The following is a 24159-nucleotide window of genomic DNA, read 5'->3' on the forward strand; positions in this document are numbered from 1 at the left end:
ACAACTCTTCCTTACATCCTATTTTTTATTAAATTAGTCCCTGACAATCAGGGACTTTTTTTATGGCTGACAATAAAATTTTCGTAAGCTATCGCCGTCAGGATGCTTCTGGAGAAGCAGGAAGATTAGTAGATCATTTGCAAGAAATCTATGGGGAAGAAAGTGTTTTTTTAGATGTAGAAACCCTAGAAGCTGGTTTAGATTTCATTCAAGCCATAGAAAAAGCGCTAAATTCTTGCAAAGTACTGATAGCGATGATTGGACCTCATTGGCTCAACATTCAAGATGCTGAAGGAAACCAACGGATCTTTAATGAGGGAGATTTTATTAGAATAGAGATCTCTGCTGCCTTAAAAAGGGACATTAGAGTGATTCCAGTCCTGGTCAATGGAGCCGTGATGCCCACAGCTGATCAATTACCTGAAGACCTCCAAGGCCTAACCCGGCGACATGCACAGGAAATTAGCAGTTCCCGGTGGAAATATGATTGCGATCAACTGGTGGCTGCTCTGAGCAAAATCATCGAACCCAAACCTCAACCGGTCAAACCTACTCCTATCCCCCCTAATTCAGCAAAACAGAAAAGTTGGTTTGCTAAAAATTACCTTTGGTTACTTGGTGGATTAGTAGGGCTCATCGTTTTGATTCAGTTATTGAGTTTGCCGGAAGAAGATGCTATTTACGATGATTTTGAAGAGAATACTGAATGGACTAATGGACTTAGCCAACCTACAGAGAAAGATTCCCCTCCAGCCCAACTCCCAGAAGAAAATCCCACGACTACTCAAGACAATTCTTTTCAGGAACCCAGCAATACTACTTCTACTGAGGAAGTCTTTGTAGATGAAATTACGGGGTACTGGCTTTTATCCGATCCTCAGGGAAATACAAGCACCCTAGTCTTTAACCAATATGATGATTCTGTTGAGTTTTTGGAATACAACATATACGATGTGGAAGTTGGGGAAGGAAATGGCAGCATTTCAGGTACCCAATTAACGGCAGATTATTATAATTCCTTAGTACAGATCAGTGGTAAGTTAATACTTAACACCTCCAATGCAGGAGGAAGTTGGGTAGGCACCATATCCTTCCCTACACTGGGAACAACCACTAATGTTTCTATGCAACGGATCAACCCTTGATCTTCCTTAAATCTGCTTGGATGTCCTGAATCATCTCACCTAGATCTTCTAAGGTAATAGGCTTCTTTTTATCGCCAGGATTGGGAAAATCTGTACTGATAAAGGCTTTTGACTCCCATGCTTCTAACACATCTTCTGCCCGAATCTCAAAGGGTTTGTAATGATCATTATCTGACACTAAAAAAAGCTTCCCGTTCTCATTTAAATAATTAAACACTCGCTTATAGACCACCCCTTCCGTGGCGGTAACCAAAACATAGGTCTTTCCACTCTTAATGTCTTTGAGCTGATCTACATAAGATCCGATTACAATGGTACCAGGAATCAAAGGAAGCATGCTATCTCCTGCCAGTTCAAATGCACGGTAGGTAGCGTTTTGGGAAAGATTGGGAAGGTTAAACTGGGGTAAGCTTTCCATATATTCCGGATCCGAATACCCATTGAGATAGCCCGCAGAAGCCTTTTGTGGCACCATGGTAATATTCTCTTTTTCATCATTGGTCGCAATGGTCAAGATATTAATCCCCCTCTTTTGAATCGCTTTCCTTCCTTTTGTTTCAATATCATGATCCAACAATTCTTCCAACCCCACATCCAAAATTTCACTGAGTAACTTCAAAGTTTGAAGTTTTGGCTCAGACCTCCCATCTTCATAAGCAGAAATCATGGTCCGCTGTACCGCTAATTTTTCTGCCAGCTCATTCTGCGTAATCCCCTTTTGTTTACGCAATAATTTAAGATTAGAAGAAAGGAAACTCATGCTGAGAATAAATAAAAATTGTGATCATCCTGCGTAGGCTGCAAAGGAAAAAATGGGTTCATATTTAATGCGGCTGATCTTCTTCTCTCCATACGCATTTTTATTTCCTCAATTATTTCTCCCACCGATTTTGGCTCCGTCATCAATAAATAACCATACTGAGGTTTTTCCTTATCCTCAATAAAAAATTTCACTTGACGGTTTCCTGATGCCAAGGTTTTTGAAGTAATGCTGATTTTATCCTGATTTTCCATAACACTGTGATTTAACAGTAGCTAATTTACAAATGTTACTTTTATAAACATTCAAATGATCAAAAAATCAACATTTAAATCTGACAAAAACTGTCAATTCTATACAATTATTTCATTATCAGACGATAATACCGACCACTTCCTCTCAAACCTCCTTTCCAAAATGACTGCTTAATAACTCATTTGACCGCTTAGAGAATAATACCTATCTATTTCTCTATATATGGGCGTTCTTTGAAGTGAATCTAAACCTATTAAACCAACGCTTGTTATTTTATATAAAGCAAGAATTCCAAAACCAACTACATGAAATTTTATTTAACTCTATTTTTTTTTATTGGAGCTAGTTTCTGCGCCTTTGCACAAACCTATTCGGTGAAAGGTAAAATCATCGATGCTGACTCCGAACAAAGTATCCCCAATGCCACAATCCTCCTTTTAACATTTTCGGATTCTACTCAAGTAGATGGAATGATTTCTGACTTGGATGGAAATTTTGACATTGAAGAAATTAAGGAAGGAGAATACCTCCTCAAAGTGCAATATTTAGGTTATCAAGATTTATTTAGAACCATTCAGGTCTCCAAGGATCTTGAATTGGGTAATCTTTTACTACGGGAGACTGCCACCGAACTAGGAGAAGTAACGATCACTGCAAGAAGATCTACGGGCAAGCAAAAAAGTGATACTACCTTGTACAATGCCGATGCATTTAAAACCATGAAAGATGCAAGTGCGCAATCTTTAGTGGAAAAATTACCTGGAGTAGCCATGATTGATGGGGCCTTGCAAGCTCAGGGAGAATCCATTGCACAGATTTTAGTGGATGGCAAACCTTTCTTTGGGGGAGATGTTCAGACTGCTCTCCAAAATTTACCTGCAGAAGTAATCCAAGGAATAGAAATTTTTGACCAAAAAAGTGAAAAGGCCCAACTCAGCGGTTTTGATGATGGGGAACGCTTAAAAACCATCAACATAGTTACAAAACCCAATAGAAGAAAAGGCCAGTTCGGAAAAGTATCGGCTGGGTATGGCACAGACGATCGCTACTTGCTAGGAGCTAGTATCAATGCCTTCAATGAGGACCAACGAATTACTTTTACAGGTCTAAGCAATAACATCAACGTCCAGAATTTCTCCTCTGATCCCAATGCGCAAGGAAATAATAGACCGCAGAACGGAATTATAAAAACCAATATTCTTGGGGTTAATTACTCAGATCTATGGGGTGAAAAAATAAAGGTTAGCGGAAGTTATCTCTATAGAAATAGGGAAAACAATGGAATTTCTTCTCTTTTTAGAGAATATGTCACTGATGCTAATGATGGTCAAACCTATACTGAAAACAGCCGAAATACCAGAACCAATCAGGAACATCGTTTTGACATGCGGTTGGAATACAATATTGACGAAAAAAACAGAATTGTTTATCGTCCAAGATTTTCTGCTGCCAATGATCGGGAAAATTCCTATTTCTTAGGAGAATCAGTCAATATAGACGGTCCGCTTAATCAGACTGAAAACGTCCGAACAGCTGACAATGATGACTTCGATATAGACAATCGATTATATTATGGTCATAAATTCGATAAGGAAGGCAGGTCACTTACCTTAAGGGCAAATGCAGGATACCATTGGAATGAGGACCTGGCTTTTAGAAGGGCAGAAAACCTTTATTTCCAACCTACGGAAAGAACAGAAATCATCAACCAACAAATTTCTAGGGACAGGACCGGTACGAATTGGCAAACGGGAATATCTTATACTGAACCTATTGGAAAGCATGGGATGATGGAAATTGAATATGAAATCGGAAACCGTGCTGATGATTCTGATCAACTTACGTTTGACATCCTAAATGAAGATCTATCTGGCTTGGATCTCGAATTGGATACCGCTTTGAGTAATAGTTTTGAAAGTAAATACGTCAGGCAAGAAACAGAACTTGGATATCAATTCAGAAAAGAAAAAGTTCAAATACAAATAGAGGGAGAATATCAACATGCAAAACTGCAAAACGATCAATTTTTCCCTGCCCCATTTGACTTACAGAGAACATTTGAAAGCTTCTTGCCGACCGTTCGATTTGATTACAAATTCTCGGACAATACCAACATGGAGTTGGACTATGATACCAACACCGATGCCCCTTCCGTTCAACAACTGCAAGGTGTAATCGATAATTCCAACCCACTTCAATTGAGAACGGGAAACCCTAATTTGGATCAATCTTATTCCAATCGAATTCGATTAAGGTTTAGGAGCAGAAATCCGGATACCGATAAATCCTGGTTTGTTTTTGCACAATCAAGATTAGTGGAAAACTCCATTGCCAATAGTTCCTATATCGCAGATGAAACCACAGAACTTCCAGGGGGAATCATCTTGGAAAAAGGATCTCAATTATTTAGACCTGTGAACCTGGATGGTTTTCAGGACTTCAGATCTTGGGTTAGTTATGGGATGCCTGTAGGATTTATCAAGTCTAATTTGAATATCAATGGTGGCTTTAGCTATAACAAGAGACCTGGTCAAGTCAATGATGTATTGAGTTTCAATAACTCTACCAGGCTGAGTACTGGTATCTCTTTGAGCAGTAATATCAGTGATCAAGTGGACTTCAATATTTCTACCAGGATGTCTTTCAACAATGTCGAAAATACCTTGAACTCCAATTTGAACAACAAATACTTCAACCAGCGAACCAGATTGAATTTCAGTTGGATCATTTGGGAGGGTTTTGTCTATCGAATGGATCTGAACCATCAAATCAATTCTGGACTTTCTGAAGGCTTTGACAATAACTTTTTACTCATGAATATGAGTATAGGAAAAAAAGTATTCAATAATCAAAGAGGAGAAATTTCACTGAATGTATATGACATGCTTGGTCAAAATACCAGTGTGAGAAGAAACGTAACGGACGTATACATTGAAGATGTTCAGAATAATGTACTCCAAAGATACTTCATGCTTACTTTCTCATTTAATATCCGAAGATTTAGCAAAGGGATGGACATGAATGATTACAACGATATGATGAATAGTGGTGGGGACCGCCGTAGGGACCAAGACACCATCTAATACCAATGGGCTCAAATAAGTTGAGCCTTTTTTTTATCCTGAATTCCTAAACCCTAATAAAAATCAACCGGAAATCAACATTAATTTATGGGTAAAGAAACTTTTCGGGGATCATTTCAATTAGATAACAGGTCTGATGATCAGTCAGGCCAGTACCAATTGAAATACTCAAATGACAGTACCTTATTCTTTACTTGACCTTTCTATTATTCGAGAAGGATTTGACGCCTCAGATGCCTATTCCAGAAGTTTGGCTTTGGCACAACAAGCCGAAGAGTTAGGTTATACCCGTATGTGGTTAGCCGAGCATCATAACATGGCCTATGTTGGTAGTTCCGCTCCTCAGATTTTAATAGGACATTTGGCTCAAGGCACAAAAAAAATCCGTCTTGGGTCTGGGGGAATCATGCTTCCGAATCACAGTCCTCTGATTATCGCTGAACAATTTGGAACCTTGGCCACTTTGTTCCCCAATAGGATTGATTTAGGGTTAGGCAGAGCACCTGGCACTGATCAAACGACTGCCACAGCACTAAGAAGAGGACGTCACGAATCAGTACAAGAATTCCCCAATGATCTGGATGATCTTCAGCAGTATTTTTCAGAAGATAATCTTGACTCAAAAGTCAGGGCATTTCCGGCAGAAGGCCTGAATGTACCCTTGTATTTATTGGGTTCCAGTATGAGTTCTGCAGTTTTAGCTTCCAAAAAAGGATTGCCCTATGCTTTTGCCAGTCATTTTGCACCTGGCTATTTGATTCAGGCTTCTCGCTACTATCGGGAGAATTTCCAGCCTTCAGAACAACAAAAAACGCCCTATTTCATCTCTTGCGTAAATGTCATTGCTGCGGATTCTGAAGCCGAGGCACATTACTTGGCTACTTCCTTTTTCCAAACTGCCCTCGGTGTCATCAGAGGCACTTCTTACCCTCTTAAGAAACCCGTAAAAAGCATGGAAGGAATCTGGACTGAACCTGAAGCTGCTGCCATTCAAAATATGATGGCATGTACCTTCATTGGAACAAAAGAAAGTCTAAAGCCTCAGTTCGAAAACTTTTTCGATCAAGTCCAAGCTGATGAATTAATGATCAGTTGCAATATTTACGATCCCGAAAAAAGACATAGATCGCTTGAAATCGCCGCTGAAATATTGAATTGAAAAACAAATCCCCGAGCCTATTCCCGGGGATTTGTTTACTTACCAAACTGCTTTTTCAACATGGCCAATTTTTCTGCCATGGTCCCTTCCTCCTCTTTCCTTTTGGGTTTGTGCTGGGTTTTCTCCATTTTTTTTCCTCTTTCTGCGAAAGGATCTGATTTCATGCTCAGCCCAATTCTTTTTCTCGGAATATCCACCTCCATCACGGTCACCATGACCTTCTGATTTACTGTTACGATTTCATTGGGATCTTTCACAAATCGATCTGCCAGATGACTTAGGTGAACCAACCCATCCTGATGAACTCCTACATCCACAAAAGCTCCGAATGCCGTTATATTGGTCACCACACCTGGTAATTTCATCCCAGTCTTCAAATCTCCAATACTATTTACTGATTCCTCAAAGGCAAAGACTTCAAAGGTCTCTCTAGGATCTCTTCCAGGTTTTGCCAATTCATCCAAGATATCTTGAAGAGTAGGTAACCCAACCGTCTCAGACACGTAGTTTTTCAAGATAATTTTGGAACGTAATTCTTCCGAACTCATTAAGTCTGAGACTGAGGCATTGACATCTTGAGCCATTTTTTCTACCAAATCATATCGTTCCGGGTGAACTGCGGATCTATCCAAGGGATGTTTCGCTTCTGAAATTCGAAGGAATCCAGCGGCTTGCTCATACGCTTTATCCCCTAACCTTGGCACTTTTTTCAATTGAGACCGGCTCTTAAACGGACCATTCTCATTTCTGAATTCAATGATATTTTGGGCCAATACAGGTCCTAAACCAGAGACATAGGTCAACAATTGTTTGGAAGCTGTATTCACCTCCACTCCCACTCCATTTACTGCCGACATCACGGTATCATCCAACGCATGTTTGAGGGCATTCTGATCTACATCATGTTGGTATTGTCCAACACCAATGGATTTTGGATCTATTTTCACCAATTCTGCCAATGGATCCATCAACCTCCTACCTATAGAAACTGCTCCTCTTACTGTCAAATCCAAATCCGGAAATTCTTCTCTAGCTACATCTGATGCAGAATAGATAGAAGCTCCAGCTTCATTGACCATGGTAACAATCACTGATTTTGGTAGCCCCAAGCTTTTTACGAAGGTTTCTGTTTCCCTTCCAGCAGTTCCATTTCCGATGGCAATGGCCTGAATGGAATACTTTTCCACCAAACCCTTGATACTCATTCCTGCTTCTGCAGTTCTGCGTTGTGGTTCATGCGGATAAATGGCCTCATAATGCAAAAATTGTCCTTGGGGTCCAAGGCAGACCAATTTACAACCCGTTCTGAATCCAGGATCTATAGCCATGACTGACTTTTGGCCAAGAGGTGCCCCCAATAATAGTTGCTTCAGGTTCTCTGTAAATACTTTGATGGCTTCCTCATCCGCTTTTTTCTTGGTCAAAAGTCGGATTTCAGTTTCCATACTTGGCTTCAACAGTCTTTTATAACAATCTTTTATAGCCAGTTTCACCTGGTCCACGGAAGTATTGGCCTCATCGGCCAAAATCATCTTTTCCATTTGGGCTAGGGCCAATGCCTCTTCAGGAACGGCATCCAACATCAGGAATAACTCCTTTTCTCCTCTTCTCATCGCTAACACACGATGGGAAGGAGCCGAATGTATGGGTTCAGACCAATCGAAGTAATCTTTATACTTGATGGCTTCCTGCTCTTTTCCAGGGATCACTTTTGAAGAAAACACACCTTGTTCCAAGAAAAGCTTTCGCATCTTTTGTCTCAACTCAGCATGTTCATTGATCCATTCAGCCATGATATCTCTGGCTCCTTGCAAGGCCTCTTCTACATTTGAAACTTCCTTTTCTTGGTCCACAAACTTCTCTGCTTCAGATTCGAGTGGGATAGATTCCTGAGAAAAAATCAATTCAGCCAATGGTTCCAGTCCCTTTTCCTTGGCAATCGTTGCTTTGGTCCTTCTTTTGGGTTTGTAAGGAAGGTAAATATCTTCCAGCTTGGCCATGGTTTCGGCCTCCTGAACTTTAGACTTTAATTCCGGCGTCAATTTCCCTTGCTCCTCAATGGATTTCAACACTGCCTCTTTCCTCTTATCCAATTCCCTCAATTGTAATACCCTATCTCGGATTCCAGCTACCTGGACTTCATCAAGGGTTCCAGTTGCCTCTTTTCTGTATCGGGAAATAAAGGGCACCGTACCACCTTCATCCAGCAAGCCAATGGTGGCTTTGACCTGTTCTGGTCTGATATTGAGTTCAGCGGCAATTTTAATCTCGTAATTCATATAAAATAGTATGTCAGTCCTAATTTCAAGCCACAAGTTAAGCCGCCTTTTTGAGACAAAAAGAAAGATTTGTATCCATTGTCACTAAACGACTGGAAATGTGGAAGTAATTTTGAATATTAAAATTAACCAAACTACTCATTTCAAATCTCGTATTCCCTAAGCAATGGATTGGAAAAAAGAAATAAAAAGCTGGGCTGTGATGGGTGCAATCGTTGCCTTTCTCTATTTTACTGGATTGCTCCCTGTAATCATTGGAGGACTTCAATCGGTACTTCTATCTACTGGGTTAATCAAACCGAATATTGAAGTCCCTGACCTTACCGAGGAAACATTTGATTACCGAGGTCAATTCATGGATTTTGAAGGCAAGAGAATCAATCTGGAGGATTATAAAGGAAAAACGCTATTCATCAATCTTTGGGCTTCTTGGTGTGGACCATGTCGTGCTGAAATGCCTCATATTTCCGAGCTCTATAAGTCAGTAAAAAATGAGCCAAATCTTGAGTTTTTGATGATTGGAGTGGACAATGATATTGAGAAAAGTAGGAAACTTATTGAAAGTAAATCTTGGAGCTTTCCATCAGCTCATGCTAGTTTTGGCCTAAACCCTAGTTTACAGAGTGAGGCGATTCCAACTACCTTAGTGGTCAACCCAGAAGGAAAAATTATTTTTTACCAACAAGGGATGAGCAATTTTAACACCCCGGAATTTAAAGAGTTTCTAGTTTCACAGTAAAATTTCCTTCCGGATGATTGATTTTTAATCAAATTCTATTGGCGGGAGAATGGGTTTTTTGTAATCTTAAATCCAAACCCAAAATATATGAAACGCCTAGTTACCCTTATTGCCGCATTTTTTTGTTTTTACACCCTAAGTTTTTCCCAAAAATCAATTCTTTGGTATACCCAACCAGCTGAGGTATGGGAAGAAGCACTACCTGTGGGCAACGGTCGTCTTGGGGCCATGGTATTTGGAAAGCCCTCCATGGAAAGAATCCAACTCAATGAAGATTCCATGTGGCCAGGGTCCCGGGATGACTGGGGATTGGCTGAGGGAAGAAGGAAGGACCTGGATCAAGTAAGAGCCTATTTGTTGGAGGGTGACAATAATAAGGCGGATTCTTTGTGGGTAGCAGCATTTTCCAGAAAAGGAATTACCAGATCTCACCAAACTTTGGGAGACCTTTGGCTTGATTTTAATTTCGAACAGATCAGCGATTACCAAAGAAAACTAGATCTTACCACTGCAACTACCACCACTACTTTTAAAAGTGAAGGATATGATGTCATGGAAGAGGTTATTGCCAGCATGCCTGATGACGCCATTCTTATCCGACTATATACGGATCATCCGGCAGGTTTTACCGGTAAAATCAGACTAAGCAGGCCTGAGGATGAAGGCTTTCCTACTGCTGAATCAACTTCACTGGCTCCCAATATGCTTGAAATGGTTGGAATGGCCACCCAACGAAAAGGACAAATCGATTCCAAACCCTACCCAATTTTGGACGGTGTGAAATTCAGAACCTTATTAATGGCGGAATCGGAAGAGGGCAGGATATTAACAGAAAAGGATTACTTAGACCTAAATGGGACCAAGGAGGTGCTCCTGAAACTGGTCACCTTCACAAGTTTTTATAATAAAAATTTTGAGTCTGCTGCAGAAAGAGCTATTGAGGTCATCAAAGGCAAGTCTTGGGAACAAAGCCTTGCCCAACATGTAGAGGATTACCAAGAATGGTTTGACAATATGGAATTAACCCTGGGCAACAATTCCATCAATGAAATCCCTACGGATGTTCGAATAGAGCGTGTAAAAGCAGGAGCTACTGATCTGTATTTGGAAAAATTACTTTTTGATTATGGGAGGTATTTGCTGATTTCTTCTAGTAGACCAGGCTCTAACCCGGCTAATCTACAAGGAATCTGGAATCAACATATCAATGCACCCTGGAATGCAGATTACCATCTCAACATCAACTTGCAAATGAATTATTGGCCAGCAGATGTCACCAACCTAAGTAAGTTAAACCAGCCACTTTTTGACTTCATCGATGGAGCCATTTACAATGGAAGCAAGGTAGCCCAAACCAATTTTGACATGCGAGGCACCTTCTTACCACATGCCACCGATTTATGGCAAGTTCCTTTCATGCGGGCCGCCACTGCTTATTGGGGAGGATGGGTCGGAGCCGGTGGCTGGATGGCAAGACATTATTGGGACCATTATTTATTTACAAGGGATTTAAGATTTTTAGCTGACCGGGCATTTCCTGCCATTTCTGAAGTGGCGGCATTTTATTCAGATTGGCTGGTCGATTATCCAGGGGAAAATACGCTTGTATCCTCTCCTTCCACTTCTCCGGAAAATCAATTTATTAATTCCAAAGGACAATCTGTTGCCACTACCATGGGGGCTGCGATGGATCAGCAAATTATAGCTGATGTATTTACCTCTTTTCTCCAGGCTGCGACGATTTTGAATTCAGAATCACGACTTAGAAATAAAATTGCTGAGCAATTAACGATGCTTCGACCGGGAGTGCAGATTGGAGAGGATGGAAGAATTCTGGAATGGGACCAACCCTATGAAGAACCAGAAAAAGGGCATAGGCATATGTCACACCTTTATGCATTTCACCCTGGTAATGCCATTACAAAAAGTGATACCCCTGAAGCTTTTGATGCAGTCAGGAAAACCCTGGAGTTTCGCTTGGCTAATGGTGGTGCTGGAACTGGATGGTCCAGAGCATGGTTGATCAATTTTTCTGCACGATTACTGGATGGGGAAATGGCCCATGAACATATTCAGAAATTAATTACCAATTCACTCTACATCAATCTTTTTGATGGACATCCCCCTTTCCAAATTGACGGAAACTTCGGATATACTGCAGGAGTGGCAGAAATGCTTATTCAATCACATGAAAGCGGTATCATCCGCCTCCTTCCTGCGCTGCCTAAAGCTTGGTCAAATGGGAGTGTAAAAGGTATCAAAGCCCGAGGGAATATTACAGTAGATATGACCTGGGAGAATGGGGAAATCGTGATGCTTTCATTAGTTTCAGGAATCAATCAAACCATCACGATCATCTATAATGGTTCTGAAACTACGGTGATGCTCAAAAAAGGTGAAAAATTTGGGTTTGAAATGGATTGATTCCAATTGAAAATTCTTGATTTACCCCCCCAATTCTAGGGAAATTGCTAAGTTTGATGCTTCCCTTATAAACCTCTAATCAGTGAATGATTAAAAGAAGCTTCAGTTTCCTTACACTACTAATATTTATCTGGCTTATTTGGTCTTATGAAGGAAGAAACTTGCCCTTAGACCCTCCAGAACCCTATATCTCTGTAATCCAGGAAATCAATCCCAATGATTCTTTAGAGCGAAATATTATCGGGATTCAGCCTTACATGGTTCCTTCAGATTACTTTAGCCCTGAACGATTTAAACTAAAAATCCGGCAATATATCCAAGCCGCATCAGCAAAAGGGTTCATAAGAAAAAATACCGTCATCCTTTTTCCAGAATACATTGGAACTTGGCTATTTATGATTCGTGAGAAACATGCATTAGCTGAAAAACAGACGCTCAAAGAAGCTATATCTACCCTGATCTTTAGCAATGTATTTGATTACTTCTTGGGTTACATTAAAACTGGAGATGAAAGTGACAAATCGATTTCTGCGATCCTTCGGATGAAATCCAGACAAATGGCGCAGGTGTATTATGATACATTCAGTGAACTATCCAAAGAAACCCAAACACATATAGTTGCAGGTTCTATTATCCTCCCAGGCCCTTATGTTTCAGATGAAGGGCTGTCGGTTGAAAATCAAAAAGAATTATACAATGTATCATTTGTATTTGGCCCAGATGGAAAAATATTGGGTGCCCCAATTTTTGAAACTTACCCCAATACAGAAGAGTTGAAGTTTATTACAGAACCAGAGTTAAAATCAGTTCAAACTTTTCAATTTCCATTTTCAAAAGCCTCTGTTATTATTTCGGAAGACAGTTGGTACTCTGCACCTTTTAAACAAGTGGATTCTGAATCTCCAGACTTAGTTTTGGTACCTTCGTATCAATTAGGAGATGGTAGTATGGAGAAGCTTTGGAAAGGCTATCATAGAAGACCAAGTCCAGAATTTGTAAATGAATCAGATACAAGTCAACTGACAAACCGGGAAGCGTATTACAAATATGGGTTACCTAGGCACCTCCAAAATACCAGCCCATCAGTGGGATTAAGTGTATTCTTAAGAGGTGAGTTTTGGGAATTGGGAACGGATGGTCAACCTTTAGCAATAGTCAATGATTCCAGCCTACAAGTGAGTCCGGCAGAAAAAGCTGGGATTTGGTCCCTAAATTATTAAATTCAGGAACTCTCAGACTTCCACTATTTGGGTTAATTCTGAGCTTGGAATCTAATGATTAGTGATGCCCATGGACACACCGGAGGAAATAAGAGCATTCTTAATAGACAGCTTTAAAAAACATGTTCCCCCCTTAAAAATAAACAAAGATAACCCGTCTGTATTTGAGGTAGGAGGAACCAAACCTGTCATGCAAGGAAAGCAAAAAGTGGACGGACACTATGTAGGGAGCGTGGTGCTAAAACCAAAGGATGCGAGGCTTTACTTTTTCCCAATTTATACACACCCCAATGCCTTTCTTTCCATATCACCAGAATTACGAAAATGTCTACATGGAAAAAGTTGCTTCCATTTCAAAAAAACTTCAATTGAATTAAGGAAAGAAATAGAAAGTATGATTGGACAAGGTGTATCTTTATATATTGATGCAGGTCTTATTTAACTCTTATGAAGAAGGTCTATTACTTACTTTTAGCAAGTTTTTTATTTTTTGGGTTTGCATGTTCAACCTCTACCCCAACTTCCAACTTATCTGAAGAAGATGAAATTGAAAATACGATAGAACATTCATCTGAAAGCTTCATAGGTGATTTTGTTACTGAAGAATATAAAAACAGAGAAGACGGATACGATTGGACGGTAGTACGAATTCTCCAAAATGAATTGGGTGAATTATTAGCGGAAATAAGCTCTAGATCAGATTTAAAACGTCCCAGCTGTCGTTGGGCAACCCAATTGGACCCACTCGATGAACAAACATTAGTGACTAGCTTTATGGATGCAACCATCCTTTTCAAAGTCAAAGGGGATAGCCTTTGGATTGAAGGAGATTCGCCAGAAGCAGATGAGACGCTTCACTTTTTTTGTAATGGAGGGGCTAGTTTAAAGAATATTTACACCAGGATTCATGAACCTTTGGATGAAAGCCAAATCAAAAACTTCACTTTTGACCAAACACTTTCCCTTCAAGGGATTGATTTCGAAATCAAAGCCACAGAACAAAATCCTTATACCATTTTGGAAATCAGCCCTCGCGGGTTGGAAATAGACAACAGCAAGGTAAATCACCAAATTGATGGAGGGTATATCAAGTCTGAAATTGAGGATTTGAACAGTGATGGCTGGCCTGAAGTCCTGGTTTATTTTAATACTTATGGTCTAGAGATGAAGGCTTCTTTAATTGGTTATTCTGTGAATAATGGAAAGTCCATGAGCAGAATAAGTATGCCTGAATTGACCGAAGAACAAAAAGAAGGATTTAGAGGAATGGATGAATTTGCCATTGTTGAAACCTCTCTGATCAGAAGGTTTCCTACTTATCAATTGGATGGTGAAAACTGGACTCCTACTGGTAAAACCAGGCAAATCCAATACAAGCTTCGGAATGGAGAAGCCTCACGTGAGTTTTACGTGGTGAATGTGTACGAATATTAAGAGCAAGAGTAAAATGAATAAATAAATCGTAAATTGAAGAAACCCAATTAACCGATCTATGAAAACGTCTCTATTCACCACCTTCCTGGTATTGATCTTTATCAAGGGATTCTCCCAGGATATTCCTTCCAAAGAAGTCCAAATAAAAACAGCTGTCTTGGCGGCTCCTGAAGAAAAAAGAGCGGAGGCAACTGTCTATGGTTACGATACCAATGGCACTTTTACGGTTTTGAGAAAAGGGAGCAACGAAATGATTTGTATTGCGGATGACCCAAATTCTCCTGGTTTTAGTGTGGCCAGCTACCAAAATGATCTAGAGCCATTTATGGTAAGAGGAAGGGAACTTAAAAAAGAAGGAAAATCCTTTCAGGAAATTTTTGATACCAGAGAAGCGGAAGCCAAAAGTGGCAAACTCAAAATGCCAAAAGATGGAGCTACTCTTTACGTTTTGACGGCAGATGAAGAGAATTATTCACCGGCCACGGGAGAAGTCTCGGACACCTATCTTCGTTATGTGGTTTATTTGCCTTGGGCAACTTCCGAATCTACCGGTTTGCCATTAAAACCCAGTGCTCCTGGTATGCCTTGGATCATGGATCCAGGAACACACCGTGCCCATATTATGATTACTCCACCGAGAAATTAAAATCCCAGGAAGACATTCCCAATAGAACTTGGTGGGGATTACAACTTTCCTTCCAATTCCAGTATCTGCTTCTCATTTAACAGAATCTCTCGGAGCTCTTGATAATCAATATCTTGAACAGGGAGATCTGTGTTTATGGCCAAAGCGGCGGCTGCAGCAGCTGATTGTCCTAATATCATAAATACAGGCTCCATTCGGATGGACCCAAAAGCTGTATGGGAACTAGAAACACAAACAGGCACCAACAAATTGGTGCACTCTGATTTTCGAGGCACCAGGGTACCGTATGAAATGCTATAGGGCTGCTTAGGGTGAACGCCAATATCTCCTTCATTCTGAACATATCCCCCTGGGGTCACAAACCTTTGAACATTATGGGAATCCAGTGAATAAGAACCCATTCCAATTGGATTAGGCACCTCTCTGTTTCCTAAAACTTCATGTTCGGTCATTACATAATCTCCTACCATCCTTCTAGCCTCACGCACATAAATCTGATGCGGCCAATTTCCATTATCCTGAAATTCGTCCTTGGCTAATCCCCATTGTGCCATTTCATTTCGCACCTCATCTGGGACACTGGGATCATTCGCCAGGAAATACATCAATCCTTTTTGGTAATCTATATGATCTTTTAAAATAGCCTTTCGCTCCTCATAACTTGCTTCAGGATAGTTATAATTTTTACCGATGTAATCCGTACTGAAAGGACCATGATTATTGGTATCAGTTTTTAAATTGGGAATAGGATCATACTTCTGAAAGGTCTCATCCCAACCTGATTCATAAACTCTCGCCAATAATTCATATCGAGCGGGGTTGTAATTTTCAGGCATTTCAAATGCTACTCGGTTTTCCGGATGACGGCTTAAACACATTCTATAATTATATGCCTGTAATTTGGAATCACCTTGTCCATTTTCACCCGGTGGAGTATTTGATAGTTCCGGCAACAACCCGCTTGATGGATCACCGGGCACTTGATAAGCACTAATTGAATCTTTGAAGTAATGCCCATGCTGATAGACTCCTGCTTGCACTCCATTCCAGGTTTCATCATAAACTTCATTGGATTCCCTCCCGATATGATACGAAACTCCTGAGGCAGCCATTAAATCGCCTTCGTATGTTGCATCAATAAAAACCTGCCCTTCAAAGATTTTTCCTGTAAGGGTTCTTAGGGACTTAATTTCCCCTGCATCCAAAACCACTCCCTGATTTCGATCAAGCCATTCATTTCTATATACTTGAATTTGAAATTCGTTGACATAGTCTTCAAAAATCTGTTCGGCCACATGGGGTTCAAAAATCCACATCGTTCTCGCATCTCCATCAATCGCTGGGGTTCCCTGCCCTTTATTCCCATACTCCTCTCGCGCTTGCCATTTCCAAGCTGAATCTTGCTGGTAATGTGCATAAACCCTACTATAAAAATCTCGGGCCAATCCACCAATCACGGATTTATTACCGGTATCTGTATAACCAAGCCCTCCTGCAGACAACCCTCCCAAATGCTGATCAGGAGAAACCACCATTACCGATTTACCCATTTTCTTAACCTGTACAGCAGCTGTTATCGCTGCAGAGGTTCCTCCATAAATAATGACATCAGCAGCATATATAGTAGAAGAGACCTTTTCCTTTCGCCCTTCAGTACAGGCGAAAAAAACAACAATCAAAAGGAATAGAATGAAGTTTCGAGACATCATAAACGATTAAAAATTAACATAAGGACTTAGGCAAGTAAAGACTACCTACAGTAGCTAAATCTAGTTTTGTCTATGAATTAATCGTTTCTATTGATTTGTAAATAATTCTCCAAACGTGTGCTATCACTTCTGCCTCCTGGGTGATCATAGAGATAGTTCCACATTTCCATGTATCGGTCAGCAGGCAAAAACGCATCATTTGTTTTGGTTAGTTTTGCCTGTAAGATTTGCTCTAATTCCTCCTGCAGCTGTCTGAATTCCTCCTTCCCTACCAAATTATTCATTTGATAAGGGTCTTTTTCATTATCATAAAGTAACCAAGGCCCCAAAAGGTCTTTGACATAGGTATATCTTCTGGTTCTAATTCCTCGGTATTCCCGGCCACCATTCATGAATTTCCATTCGTGAAACGGTACGGGCAACATGACCAACGCCGCTTCATTTCCTAAATCCTTTTCCATTTTCAGTTGCTTAGAGAAATTGGTTCCTTCCATGGTATTCGGAATTTCAATTTTGCTCATCCCCAACAGGGTAGGCAACAAATCCGGAGTATTGATCGGGTCATAGATATCCTTTCGGGAATTTCCATACCTATCCGGATATCGTATCAGCAATGGAACTTTAATAGACTCATCCCAAGGACGTTGTTTTTTCAGTACCCCTTTGGAAAGCAACATATCTCCATGCTCAGAAGAAAAAACCAAAATGGTATTATCCTTAAGTCCTGCCTCATCCAGAGCGGAAAGCAAATCCCCTATGGCTTTATCTAACGCGGTGCAATGGGCATAATATCCCGCCAAAACATGCCTGGCACTATCCTGCAACTCCTCCGGCACGTTTGGTCTTAGTTTAATCTGATCTTCATGATACAATTTCTTAAACTCTTCGGGAGCAGAGAAATAAGGGTCATGAGGCGGACCATAGGACAACATGAGGAAAAATGGATGATCCGTATTCTTATTTATGAAACTGATGGCACTATCCGTTTGGGGAAACACATCATATCCTTCCCAGAAGTGCTTTTCATTGTTTTCATCAAAATAAAAACTGTTGTTATAATTGTGGGTCACTTCTCTGACTTTCCAATAATCAAATCCTTGTCTTCTTTCTTTTGGAACTGGCAAATCTCTGGAAGCAAATGAATCTGCTCCTCTTGGATGCCCATTCAAATGCCATTTACCTATATAGCCTGTATGATACCCCTCCTCTTTGTATATTTTCCCGGCAGTTAATGCTTCCGTAGGCAAGGGCTTATCATTGTAAAAAATCCCATTGGTCAAAGGATATTGCCCTGTCATGAAACTGGCTCTCCAGGGAGTACACACCGGACTGACGGAAACTGCATTGTGAAATACCAAGCTCTCTTCGGCTAAAGCATCCAAATTAGGAGTGATCACATTTTCACTTCCTGCATATCCTAATTCCTGAGCCCTCCATTGATCTGCCAAAATAAATATCACATTGGGTTTCTTAGACTGTTCTTTTGACAGGGAGTCTAGCGTGATGGTTTTAGCCTGTAAGGCAAAGGATAAAATCAATCCAAAAATAAGAAGAGATAGACGCATCATTTTGGGCTTTTAAGAGTTTACAAGATGCATATTAGCATTTCATTTTTACCACCTATCCTGCTCTTCCCCATTTTATTAACCAAAAAAACCGAGACTCTACTAGAATCTCGGTTTCCGATTTAAAACTCAATTATTTCTACCATTATTATTTTAAGGAATTAATCCATCTCGCAATCTTCAATGCATCTTCTCTCTTCACCTGAGGCATTGGAGCCATTGGAGTTGCATATCCAGGCCAGTTTTCAGGTTTTGGATTATAGATTAATTCAACGATTTGCTCTGGGGTATACCCTCTTTCTGCCACATCTTTAAAAGCAGGACCTACTACTTTTTTATCTGCAGCATGACAAGCGGTACAGGTATTTTTTGCCAATAATGTCTTGATTTCAGCTTCAGTAGGAATCGCTTCTGCTGCAGCCACTACTTTAGCAGGAGCTGGAGTTTCTTTTTTTGGAGCTGCCTTCTCTTCTACCACTGGAACAGGCTTAGGCTTGATGACCATTTTAGTGCCATCCGGAATATTATTTAAGGTATAATAAGCATCTGGGTGAATCAATTCATGCGAATCACTTGCTTCTCTTATGCCTGGCAAACTGATTTTATGAACGTGATATTGCTTCATATCCTTTACCGCAATTCTCACTTTCATTCCATCTTCAGACACTTCAACACCCAAGATCTCATGCTCCATGTTTCTTACTGGAGGACTTCCGTAAACTGGATGGTATTTATAGGTATAGCTGCTTACTTCATAAGAACTTAAATCTTCAGCAGACTCCTTATTTACCGGTTTGGTAAATTCGATTTCAAAGCCATCGACTTTTGCTTTGACTGTTCTCATTTCAAAAGGAAGTTCTCTATTCCATACCAATCGCTGCAACCCTTCATTGGCATCTCCGGCTGAACCCCATCCTCTGTTGGTCTCACCCACGAATAAGGACTGATCATCTGCAAAAGCCATTCTTAAAACTCCAGACTGGAATCCATTTCTAAAATCAATGGAAGCACCTTGGTACTCTCCTTTTACTTTCTCCAGCACTACCCTCATGATCTTACTTTGGCCTTGATCACCTACCAGTAATTGACCTGCAAATGGACCATAGAAGCCCTCAGGTATAAGAATTGGTTCTGAAGTGGAAATTCCATGAACTCCATAAGGGAACCACACCGCTGGAAGCTTGATTGCCGGCAAGGACTTCTTTGCTTCGTATAAGGTCACAAAGTTATCATCCACCACATTTTCAGGCTTGATATATCTTCCATTTTCATCCTTCACTTTTTGAGGATCCACTACTTTATCAAATTCTTCAGAAGTAATAGCTATAGGAGAATTTGGCAACCCAGACCATCTTAAACCTGCTGGGTGTCCTGAGAAATCACCTTTCTCCAAATGCCACAAGCCCCCAGACCCCTGGTAATCACCTTGATTTTCAGTATAGAACACATCCCCATTCAAGACGTTTACACCTGCAGGAGATCTCATTCCTGTAGCATATGGTTCGATAGTTCCATCTCTATGAACTTTCAAAGTCCAGCCACGGTATGGAACTCGGCTTTCACCTCTCCACCATTCCTGATCTCCAAAAGCCACATTCGTAGTGACTATAAAAGAACCATCAGCAGCCACTTTTGGCCCAAAGCTATATTCGTGGTAATGGGCTGATAAAGGCCAGGCTGCTACGGTTTCGTATACATCCGCTTGATCATCCCCGTTGGTATCTACCATTTTGGTCAACTCACCACGCTGAACCGCGTAGAATGCCCCATCCTCATAATGTAAACCCAGGGCTTCATGTAAGCCTGAAGCAAATTTTCTGAAATACGGTCTGGAAGAAGTAGGGTTTTCTACCACAAATACATCTCCTCTTCTGGTAGATACCCCTAAATTACCATTTGGCAACATGGTCAAGCCACCCACTTCCAAAAGCAAACCTTCTGGTGCCGGTACTCTTGTTATCTTAAAATAATCTTCTTCTTTTGGCGATTCCTGAGCAAAAGTGGTGTTAATACACGCCACACTCATTGCGGCCAAGATCCATCTTTTTAAATTCATCTTTTTCATCTTTTGGCCTGATTTAGAATAAAATAACATAGCTCAAATTTGAATTTAGAGGAAGAAAAACACCTTCTCCTTCTTCTGAACTACCTAGTTGAGGTGTTACCCCATCGGTTAATACTTCTAAGTATGCTCCAGTATCTTCAATTAGATATAAGGTCTTGGATACTTTCTTCAAAGAGCTACCGGGAAGCACCTTGATCATATAAGATCCTGCTCCAGACAATTGGATTGTTCTGGTGATTCCTTTACCTGAAGACATCAATTGAATATGGTCTTTCATTTCTCCTCCATTGGAGGTTTTGGCATTGAAGATCATATCTCCAGTACCCAATACCTGATACCCAACACTTTTCAATTCTTCTTCAGGTTTTGTGAAGGAATTGGTTAACAATAGTGGGCTACCCAAGCTCAATTCCACAGTAGTACCTAAGGGTCTAGAAACGCCATTCCCTCTACTATGCCACATGGGAGTAGCATCTAAAAATTCCCCTCTCCATACTCGAATAAGTTGATTGCTTTCTAAGTCGTAGGTAAAGTGGGTACCGTACTCAGAAGACACAGAAACAGCATGGGATAATTTCGTTCTGTTTGGAAGCTCTACGAAGCTTCTCAAGACTGGGGTTTCATCTGTTTTTACCCAAATAGGATCCACAGAATTATTATAAGCAAGCGCTGGTTCACTCAAAACTACTGGCCACATACCTTCCGCATTTGCGGTTAGGTTGAACCCTTGAGCGGTCCAATCTCTTGGCTTGGAAACCCATAGGGTATAAGGTACAGTTCCTGCCGATAACGCTTTCTCTACACGAACTCTTCCTTGCTTTAATTCTACAGATGCGGAATTGTCCCCAATTACCAAAGCTCCTAGACCTCTGGGAACCTCTAAATCCAAGGTATAATTACCTGCCTCTTTGATAGCTAATGTTCCTTCAAATTTCGTCAAACTTGAACCAGTAACACCAGTTTTAAATTCGTCGAATGATTTCACACTTCCAGCATTCGCAGATTTCAAACTGGAGGTTGAAGGAAGTTCATTATAAACACCCGGGAAAACCGAATAATTGATGGTTTTAATCTCTGGGGAAGACATATCCAACCTTTTTACTTCAAGGGATTGGATGGCTACGGCCCCATGATCTCCCTGGATTCTAATTGGACCTTCTGCAACTTCTCCTCCTGCTAATGCACCTCTAGTTGGTCCAAAGAGCTCTAGGTTTTCATGGATGGTCACTCCATTTAATCGAATGTATCTGAATTTTGCATTTTGGATTTTCTCTCCATTTGCAGAAAACTTCGGAGCTTCAAAACCTACTTCTAAGGTTTGCCAAACTCCCGGAGCCTTACTTACATTTTGTCTAGGAGCATATCCTTGATAACCTTTTTGGCCATCTGGTTTTGAATCGTCCCATCGCTCATATACTCCACCGTTACTTCCAGCCTTCGGGCTTTTTTCTAGCCAGCTATCCAATAATTGGATTTCATACTGACCTTGAAGGTAAAGTCCTGAATTAGAACCTTCGGCCATCATATAAACTAATTTTAGTTCTACATCTCCAAATTTCTCCGAAGAAATGATGTCTGCGCCTGGTTTTTTCTTAGTAGGTGCGTTAAACAGAATGGTACCTTCCCCTTCAGAAATCAATTGATGACTGTTTGGAGCAAGGTCAGACCAAACACTTCCAACTTCTGACCAACTTCCCTTATTGTTAGTAAAGGAATCCAAGGTGAGTTTGGATACAGTTTGCGCCTGTGCTGTTACAACTGGAGCTGAAATAGTCAAAGCTATTCCTAACCCAAGTAATCTGGGATTCAAAAGCATAGGTTAATAAAATTGATTGAAATGTTATATTCTCAGGAACTTACTTGCTTAGCATTTTGACAAATGGACTATTAAGTCTAAAAAAGCTTTATCCTTGAATTTTTCAACACGAAAGATACGGGATCAATTTCTCTGAATCGAATGAATTCAAAAGAAATTTACCTTTTTACTTCGTCTTAAATATTGGAAACAAAGCATTTATTTATTCAAAAAAGATTCACCTGGGCAATTTTTAAAACTGCCCAGGTGAATAAATTAATTAGCGTATCCAGGATTTTGAGTTAATGATGGATTTCTTTGTAACTCTTGTTCGGGTAATGGGAATAACATATTCGCTTCTCGGATAGGTCCGTTGAAAAAGTTGGAAGACCCAACTGCATCAATAAAATCGATGTTTCCAGAACCATCATTTGAAGGGCTTGGCATTTTTCTAGTTCTCATCACATCAAACCAAATCGGAAATTCAAATACAAGTTCGCGAACTCTTTCTTTCCAAACTTCCTCAACAAACTGTTCTGTAGACAAGCTTGCCAATTGATTTCTAATCTCTGAAGGATCCGTATTCCAATACGCTCTTTCTCTAATTTGAGCTAAGTAGTCAACTGCTTCTGCTGTTACACCCTCAGACTTCGCAATAGATTCAGCAGCAATCAACAATACATCAGCATAAGAGTAAATTACTTTATCTTTACTAGATAGCGCTGTAGAACTTGCAGCTTCTTCATCGACCCACATATAAGGTGAGGTAGCAAACTCTATCTCCTCTCCATCAATTGTAATTGATGAATGGAAATATTGTTTCTCCTGAACTCTAAGGTCGTTTTCATGATCATAGGAATTCAACAATGGTGGAGTGGGACCATAAGCATTATTGGTAATCGCATAAGCCAATTCTGGAGCTATGGTAACTGGATAACAAATCGCAGGATACCCATTATTTGCAATTGTTTCATCAAACTCATAATAATAGATATACTCCTCTGGAATTGAAACACTGGATTTCAGTTTGTTATATGCAGAACCATTTGGTACAATTTCACCATCTTCTGATAATGAGTGTTGAGCCAATGAATAAATTCCGGAATTAATAATTTCTCTGGCAGTAGCGGCAGATTCTGCATAATTGTCTTCTCCTATAGCAGCACCACTCATTGTTAAGTAAACTTCTGCAAGAACTGTTTGCGCTACAGTGGTTGAAATTCGTCCTGAATTATTTGACATAGATTGGTTTGACAACCCTCCTCCTTGGATCGCCGAATTTAAATCATCTACAATTAAATCATAAATCTGGGCTGCAGGAGTTCTTTCTACAAATAGATTCTCAAGACTTTCATAAGGTTCTGTGATCAAAGGAACATCCCCAAACATCCTTACCAAATAATAATAATTCAAAGCCCTGAAGAACTTTGCTTCAGCCATGTATCTCTCAGCATCTGCTGAAGACAACCCAGGGGTGGTAGGGATATACTTTATCGCATTATTAGCTCTAGATATTCCATTATAAATATCTGACCACATAGAATTGAAATAATCAGACAAATTCAATCCATCGAAAGTCATGGTCTGCCCTCTTTGGACATGGAATTCCTGTCCTTTATAATCGTTATCCACGAATCCAGAAAGATATGGACCAAACATTATTCTTGCTCCAGAATAAACTCCTGTTTCATACATCTGCATAGCACCTCTTCTATATAGGGCATTCACAGCATCTCTTGCATGTTCAGGTCTACTAAAATATTGATTAGAAGCTACTTCGTCCTTTGGCTTTTCTTCCAAGAAACCCTCACAAGAAGCCGTGAAAATCAATAGTCCAATAAATAATATATGTATCTTTTTCATTAGAAGTTTTCTTTAGGA

Annotated in this window: 17 protein-coding genes; 9 read left to right on the forward strand and 8 right to left on the reverse strand. The window is 40.3% G+C overall.

Going from position 1 to position 24159, the window contains the following annotated elements; genetic code table 11:
* Positions 1–62 precede the first annotated feature (62 nt).
* Positions 63–1145: a toll/interleukin-1 receptor domain-containing protein gene (locus tag BUR11_RS11195; protein WP_074224896.1), complete on the forward strand. Its 1083-nt coding sequence runs from the start codon at positions 63–65 to the stop codon at positions 1143–1145.
* Here the strand turns inward: BUR11_RS11195 and BUR11_RS11200 are convergent.
* On the reverse strand, positions 1135–1905 hold the full coding sequence (locus BUR11_RS11200; protein ID WP_074224897.1) for an XRE family transcriptional regulator: 771 nt from the start codon (positions 1903–1905) through the stop codon (positions 1135–1137). The two genes, BUR11_RS11195 and BUR11_RS11200, sit on opposite strands and share 11 nt — an antisense overlap.
* Entirely contained in the window at positions 1902–2159 is a 258-nt protein-coding gene (locus BUR11_RS11205; protein WP_074224898.1) for a hypothetical protein, read from the reverse strand. Before BUR11_RS11205 ends, BUR11_RS11200 begins: the two co-directional genes overlap by 4 nt.
* Positions 2160–2465: 306 nt before the next feature.
* On the opposite strand from BUR11_RS11205, the gene BUR11_RS11210 reads away from it, so the two are divergent.
* The gene (locus BUR11_RS11210; protein ID WP_074224899.1) at positions 2466–5243 is read left to right on the forward strand and encodes an outer membrane beta-barrel protein; all 2778 of its coding nucleotides are present in this window, start codon (positions 2466–2468) and stop codon (positions 5241–5243) included.
* A gap of 172 nt (positions 5244–5415) precedes the next feature.
* Entirely contained in the window at positions 5416–6402 is a 987-nt protein-coding gene (locus BUR11_RS11215; RefSeq protein ID WP_074224900.1) for an LLM class flavin-dependent oxidoreductase, read from the forward strand.
* A 35-nt stretch (positions 6403–6437) separates the two neighbouring features.
* Here the strand turns inward: BUR11_RS11215 and BUR11_RS11220 are convergent, their stop codons facing one another.
* Positions 6438–8681, reverse strand: coding sequence for a Tex family protein (locus tag BUR11_RS11220; RefSeq protein ID WP_074224901.1), 2244 nt, complete (start codon positions 8679–8681; stop codon positions 6438–6440).
* A 166-nt stretch (positions 8682–8847) separates the two neighbouring features.
* Here BUR11_RS11220 and BUR11_RS11225 point away from each other — a divergent pair, with 166 nt between their 5' ends.
* From BUR11_RS11225 to BUR11_RS11250, 6 genes are all read left to right on the forward strand, one after another.
* Positions 8848–9420, forward strand: coding sequence for a TlpA family protein disulfide reductase (locus BUR11_RS11225; protein WP_074224902.1), 573 nt, complete (start codon positions 8848–8850; stop codon positions 9418–9420).
* An 87-nt stretch (positions 9421–9507) separates the two neighbouring features.
* The gene (locus tag BUR11_RS11230) at positions 9508–11844 is read left to right on the forward strand and encodes a glycoside hydrolase family 95 protein (RefSeq protein WP_074224903.1); all 2337 of its coding nucleotides are present in this window, start codon (positions 9508–9510) and stop codon (positions 11842–11844) included.
* Between the two features lie 86 nt (positions 11845–11930).
* Positions 11931–13064, forward strand: a complete 1134-nt coding sequence (locus BUR11_RS11235; RefSeq protein WP_074224904.1) for a carbon-nitrogen hydrolase family protein — start codon at positions 11931–11933, stop codon at positions 13062–13064.
* Positions 13065–13128: 64 nt separating this feature from the next.
* Positions 13129–13506, forward strand: coding sequence for a hypothetical protein (locus BUR11_RS11240; RefSeq protein WP_074224905.1), 378 nt, complete (start codon positions 13129–13131; stop codon positions 13504–13506).
* A gap of 5 nt (positions 13507–13511) precedes the next feature.
* Positions 13512–14498, forward strand: a complete 987-nt coding sequence (locus BUR11_RS11245) for a hypothetical protein (protein WP_074224906.1) — start codon at positions 13512–13514, stop codon at positions 14496–14498.
* Positions 14499–14556: 58 nt separating this feature from the next.
* Positions 14557–15144 (forward strand): hypothetical protein, encoded by a 588-nt coding sequence (locus tag BUR11_RS11250; protein ID WP_074224907.1) that lies wholly within the window; start codon positions 14557–14559, stop codon positions 15142–15144.
* Positions 15145–15182: 38 nt separating this feature from the next.
* Here BUR11_RS11250 and BUR11_RS11255 read toward each other — a convergent pair whose 3' ends face one another.
* The 5 genes from BUR11_RS11255 to BUR11_RS11275 form a co-directional block, all read right to left on the reverse strand.
* Entirely contained in the window at positions 15183–16853 is a 1671-nt protein-coding gene (locus BUR11_RS11255) for an FAD-dependent oxidoreductase (protein WP_407640229.1), read from the reverse strand.
* Positions 16854–16930: 77 nt separating this feature from the next.
* Positions 16931–18421 (reverse strand): sulfatase family protein, encoded by a 1491-nt coding sequence (locus tag BUR11_RS11260; protein ID WP_074224909.1) that lies wholly within the window; start codon positions 18419–18421, stop codon positions 16931–16933.
* A gap of 145 nt (positions 18422–18566) precedes the next feature.
* A complete protein-coding gene (locus tag BUR11_RS11265; protein ID WP_074225219.1) occupies positions 18567–20474 on the reverse strand; it encodes a c-type cytochrome in 1908 nt (635 codons plus the stop codon).
* A gap of 22 nt (positions 20475–20496) precedes the next feature.
* A complete protein-coding gene (locus BUR11_RS11270) occupies positions 20497–22299 on the reverse strand; it encodes a 3-keto-disaccharide hydrolase (protein ID WP_074224910.1) in 1803 nt (600 codons plus the stop codon).
* Between the two features lie 255 nt (positions 22300–22554).
* Complete coding sequence (locus tag BUR11_RS11275) at positions 22555–24141, reverse strand: RagB/SusD family nutrient uptake outer membrane protein (RefSeq protein ID WP_074224911.1); 1587 nt, start codon at positions 24139–24141, stop codon at positions 22555–22557.
* Positions 24142–24159: the final 18 nt, after the last annotated feature.

Source organism: Algoriphagus halophilus (genome assembly GCF_900129785.1).
Lineage (GTDB): Bacteria > Bacteroidota > Bacteroidia > Cytophagales > Cyclobacteriaceae > Algoriphagus > Algoriphagus halophilus.

Bases quoted from the DNA above. Each gene is read 5' to 3' on its own strand.
- BUR11_RS11195 (WP_074224896.1), top strand. From the start codon at position 63: ATGGCTGACAATAAAATTTTCGTAAGCTATCGCCGTCAGGATGCTTCT.
- BUR11_RS11200 (WP_074224897.1), bottom strand. From the start codon at position 1,905: ATGAGTTTCCTTTCTTCTAATCTTAAATTATTGCGTAAACAAAAGGGG.
- BUR11_RS11205 (WP_074224898.1), bottom strand. From the start codon at position 2,159: ATGGAAAATCAGGATAAAATCAGCATTACTTCAAAAACCTTGGCATCA.
- BUR11_RS11210 (WP_074224899.1), top strand. From the start codon at position 2,466: ATGAAATTTTATTTAACTCTATTTTTTTTTATTGGAGCTAGTTTCTGC.
- BUR11_RS11215 (WP_074224900.1), top strand. From the start codon at position 5,416: ATGACAGTACCTTATTCTTTACTTGACCTTTCTATTATTCGAGAAGGA.
- BUR11_RS11220 (WP_074224901.1), bottom strand. From the start codon at position 8,681: ATGAATTACGAGATTAAAATTGCCGCTGAACTCAATATCAGACCAGAA.
- BUR11_RS11225 (WP_074224902.1), top strand. From the start codon at position 8,848: ATGGATTGGAAAAAAGAAATAAAAAGCTGGGCTGTGATGGGTGCAATC.
- BUR11_RS11230 (WP_074224903.1), top strand. From the start codon at position 9,508: ATGAAACGCCTAGTTACCCTTATTGCCGCATTTTTTTGTTTTTACACC.
- BUR11_RS11235 (WP_074224904.1), top strand. From the start codon at position 11,931: ATGATTAAAAGAAGCTTCAGTTTCCTTACACTACTAATATTTATCTGG.
- BUR11_RS11240 (WP_074224905.1), top strand. From the start codon at position 13,129: ATGCCCATGGACACACCGGAGGAAATAAGAGCATTCTTAATAGACAGC.
- BUR11_RS11245 (WP_074224906.1), top strand. From the start codon at position 13,512: ATGAAGAAGGTCTATTACTTACTTTTAGCAAGTTTTTTATTTTTTGGG.
- BUR11_RS11250 (WP_074224907.1), top strand. From the start codon at position 14,557: ATGAAAACGTCTCTATTCACCACCTTCCTGGTATTGATCTTTATCAAG.
- BUR11_RS11255 (WP_407640229.1), bottom strand. From the start codon at position 16,853: ATGATGTCTCGAAACTTCATTCTATTCCTTTTGATTGTTGTTTTTTTC.
- BUR11_RS11260 (WP_074224909.1), bottom strand. From the start codon at position 18,421: ATGATGCGTCTATCTCTTCTTATTTTTGGATTGATTTTATCCTTTGCC.
- BUR11_RS11265 (WP_074225219.1), bottom strand. From the start codon at position 20,474: ATGAATTTAAAAAGATGGATCTTGGCCGCAATGAGTGTGGCGTGTATT.
- BUR11_RS11270 (WP_074224910.1), bottom strand. From the start codon at position 22,299: ATGCTTTTGAATCCCAGATTACTTGGGTTAGGAATAGCTTTGACTATT.
- BUR11_RS11275 (WP_074224911.1), bottom strand. From the start codon at position 24,141: ATGAAAAAGATACATATATTATTTATTGGACTATTGATTTTCACGGCT.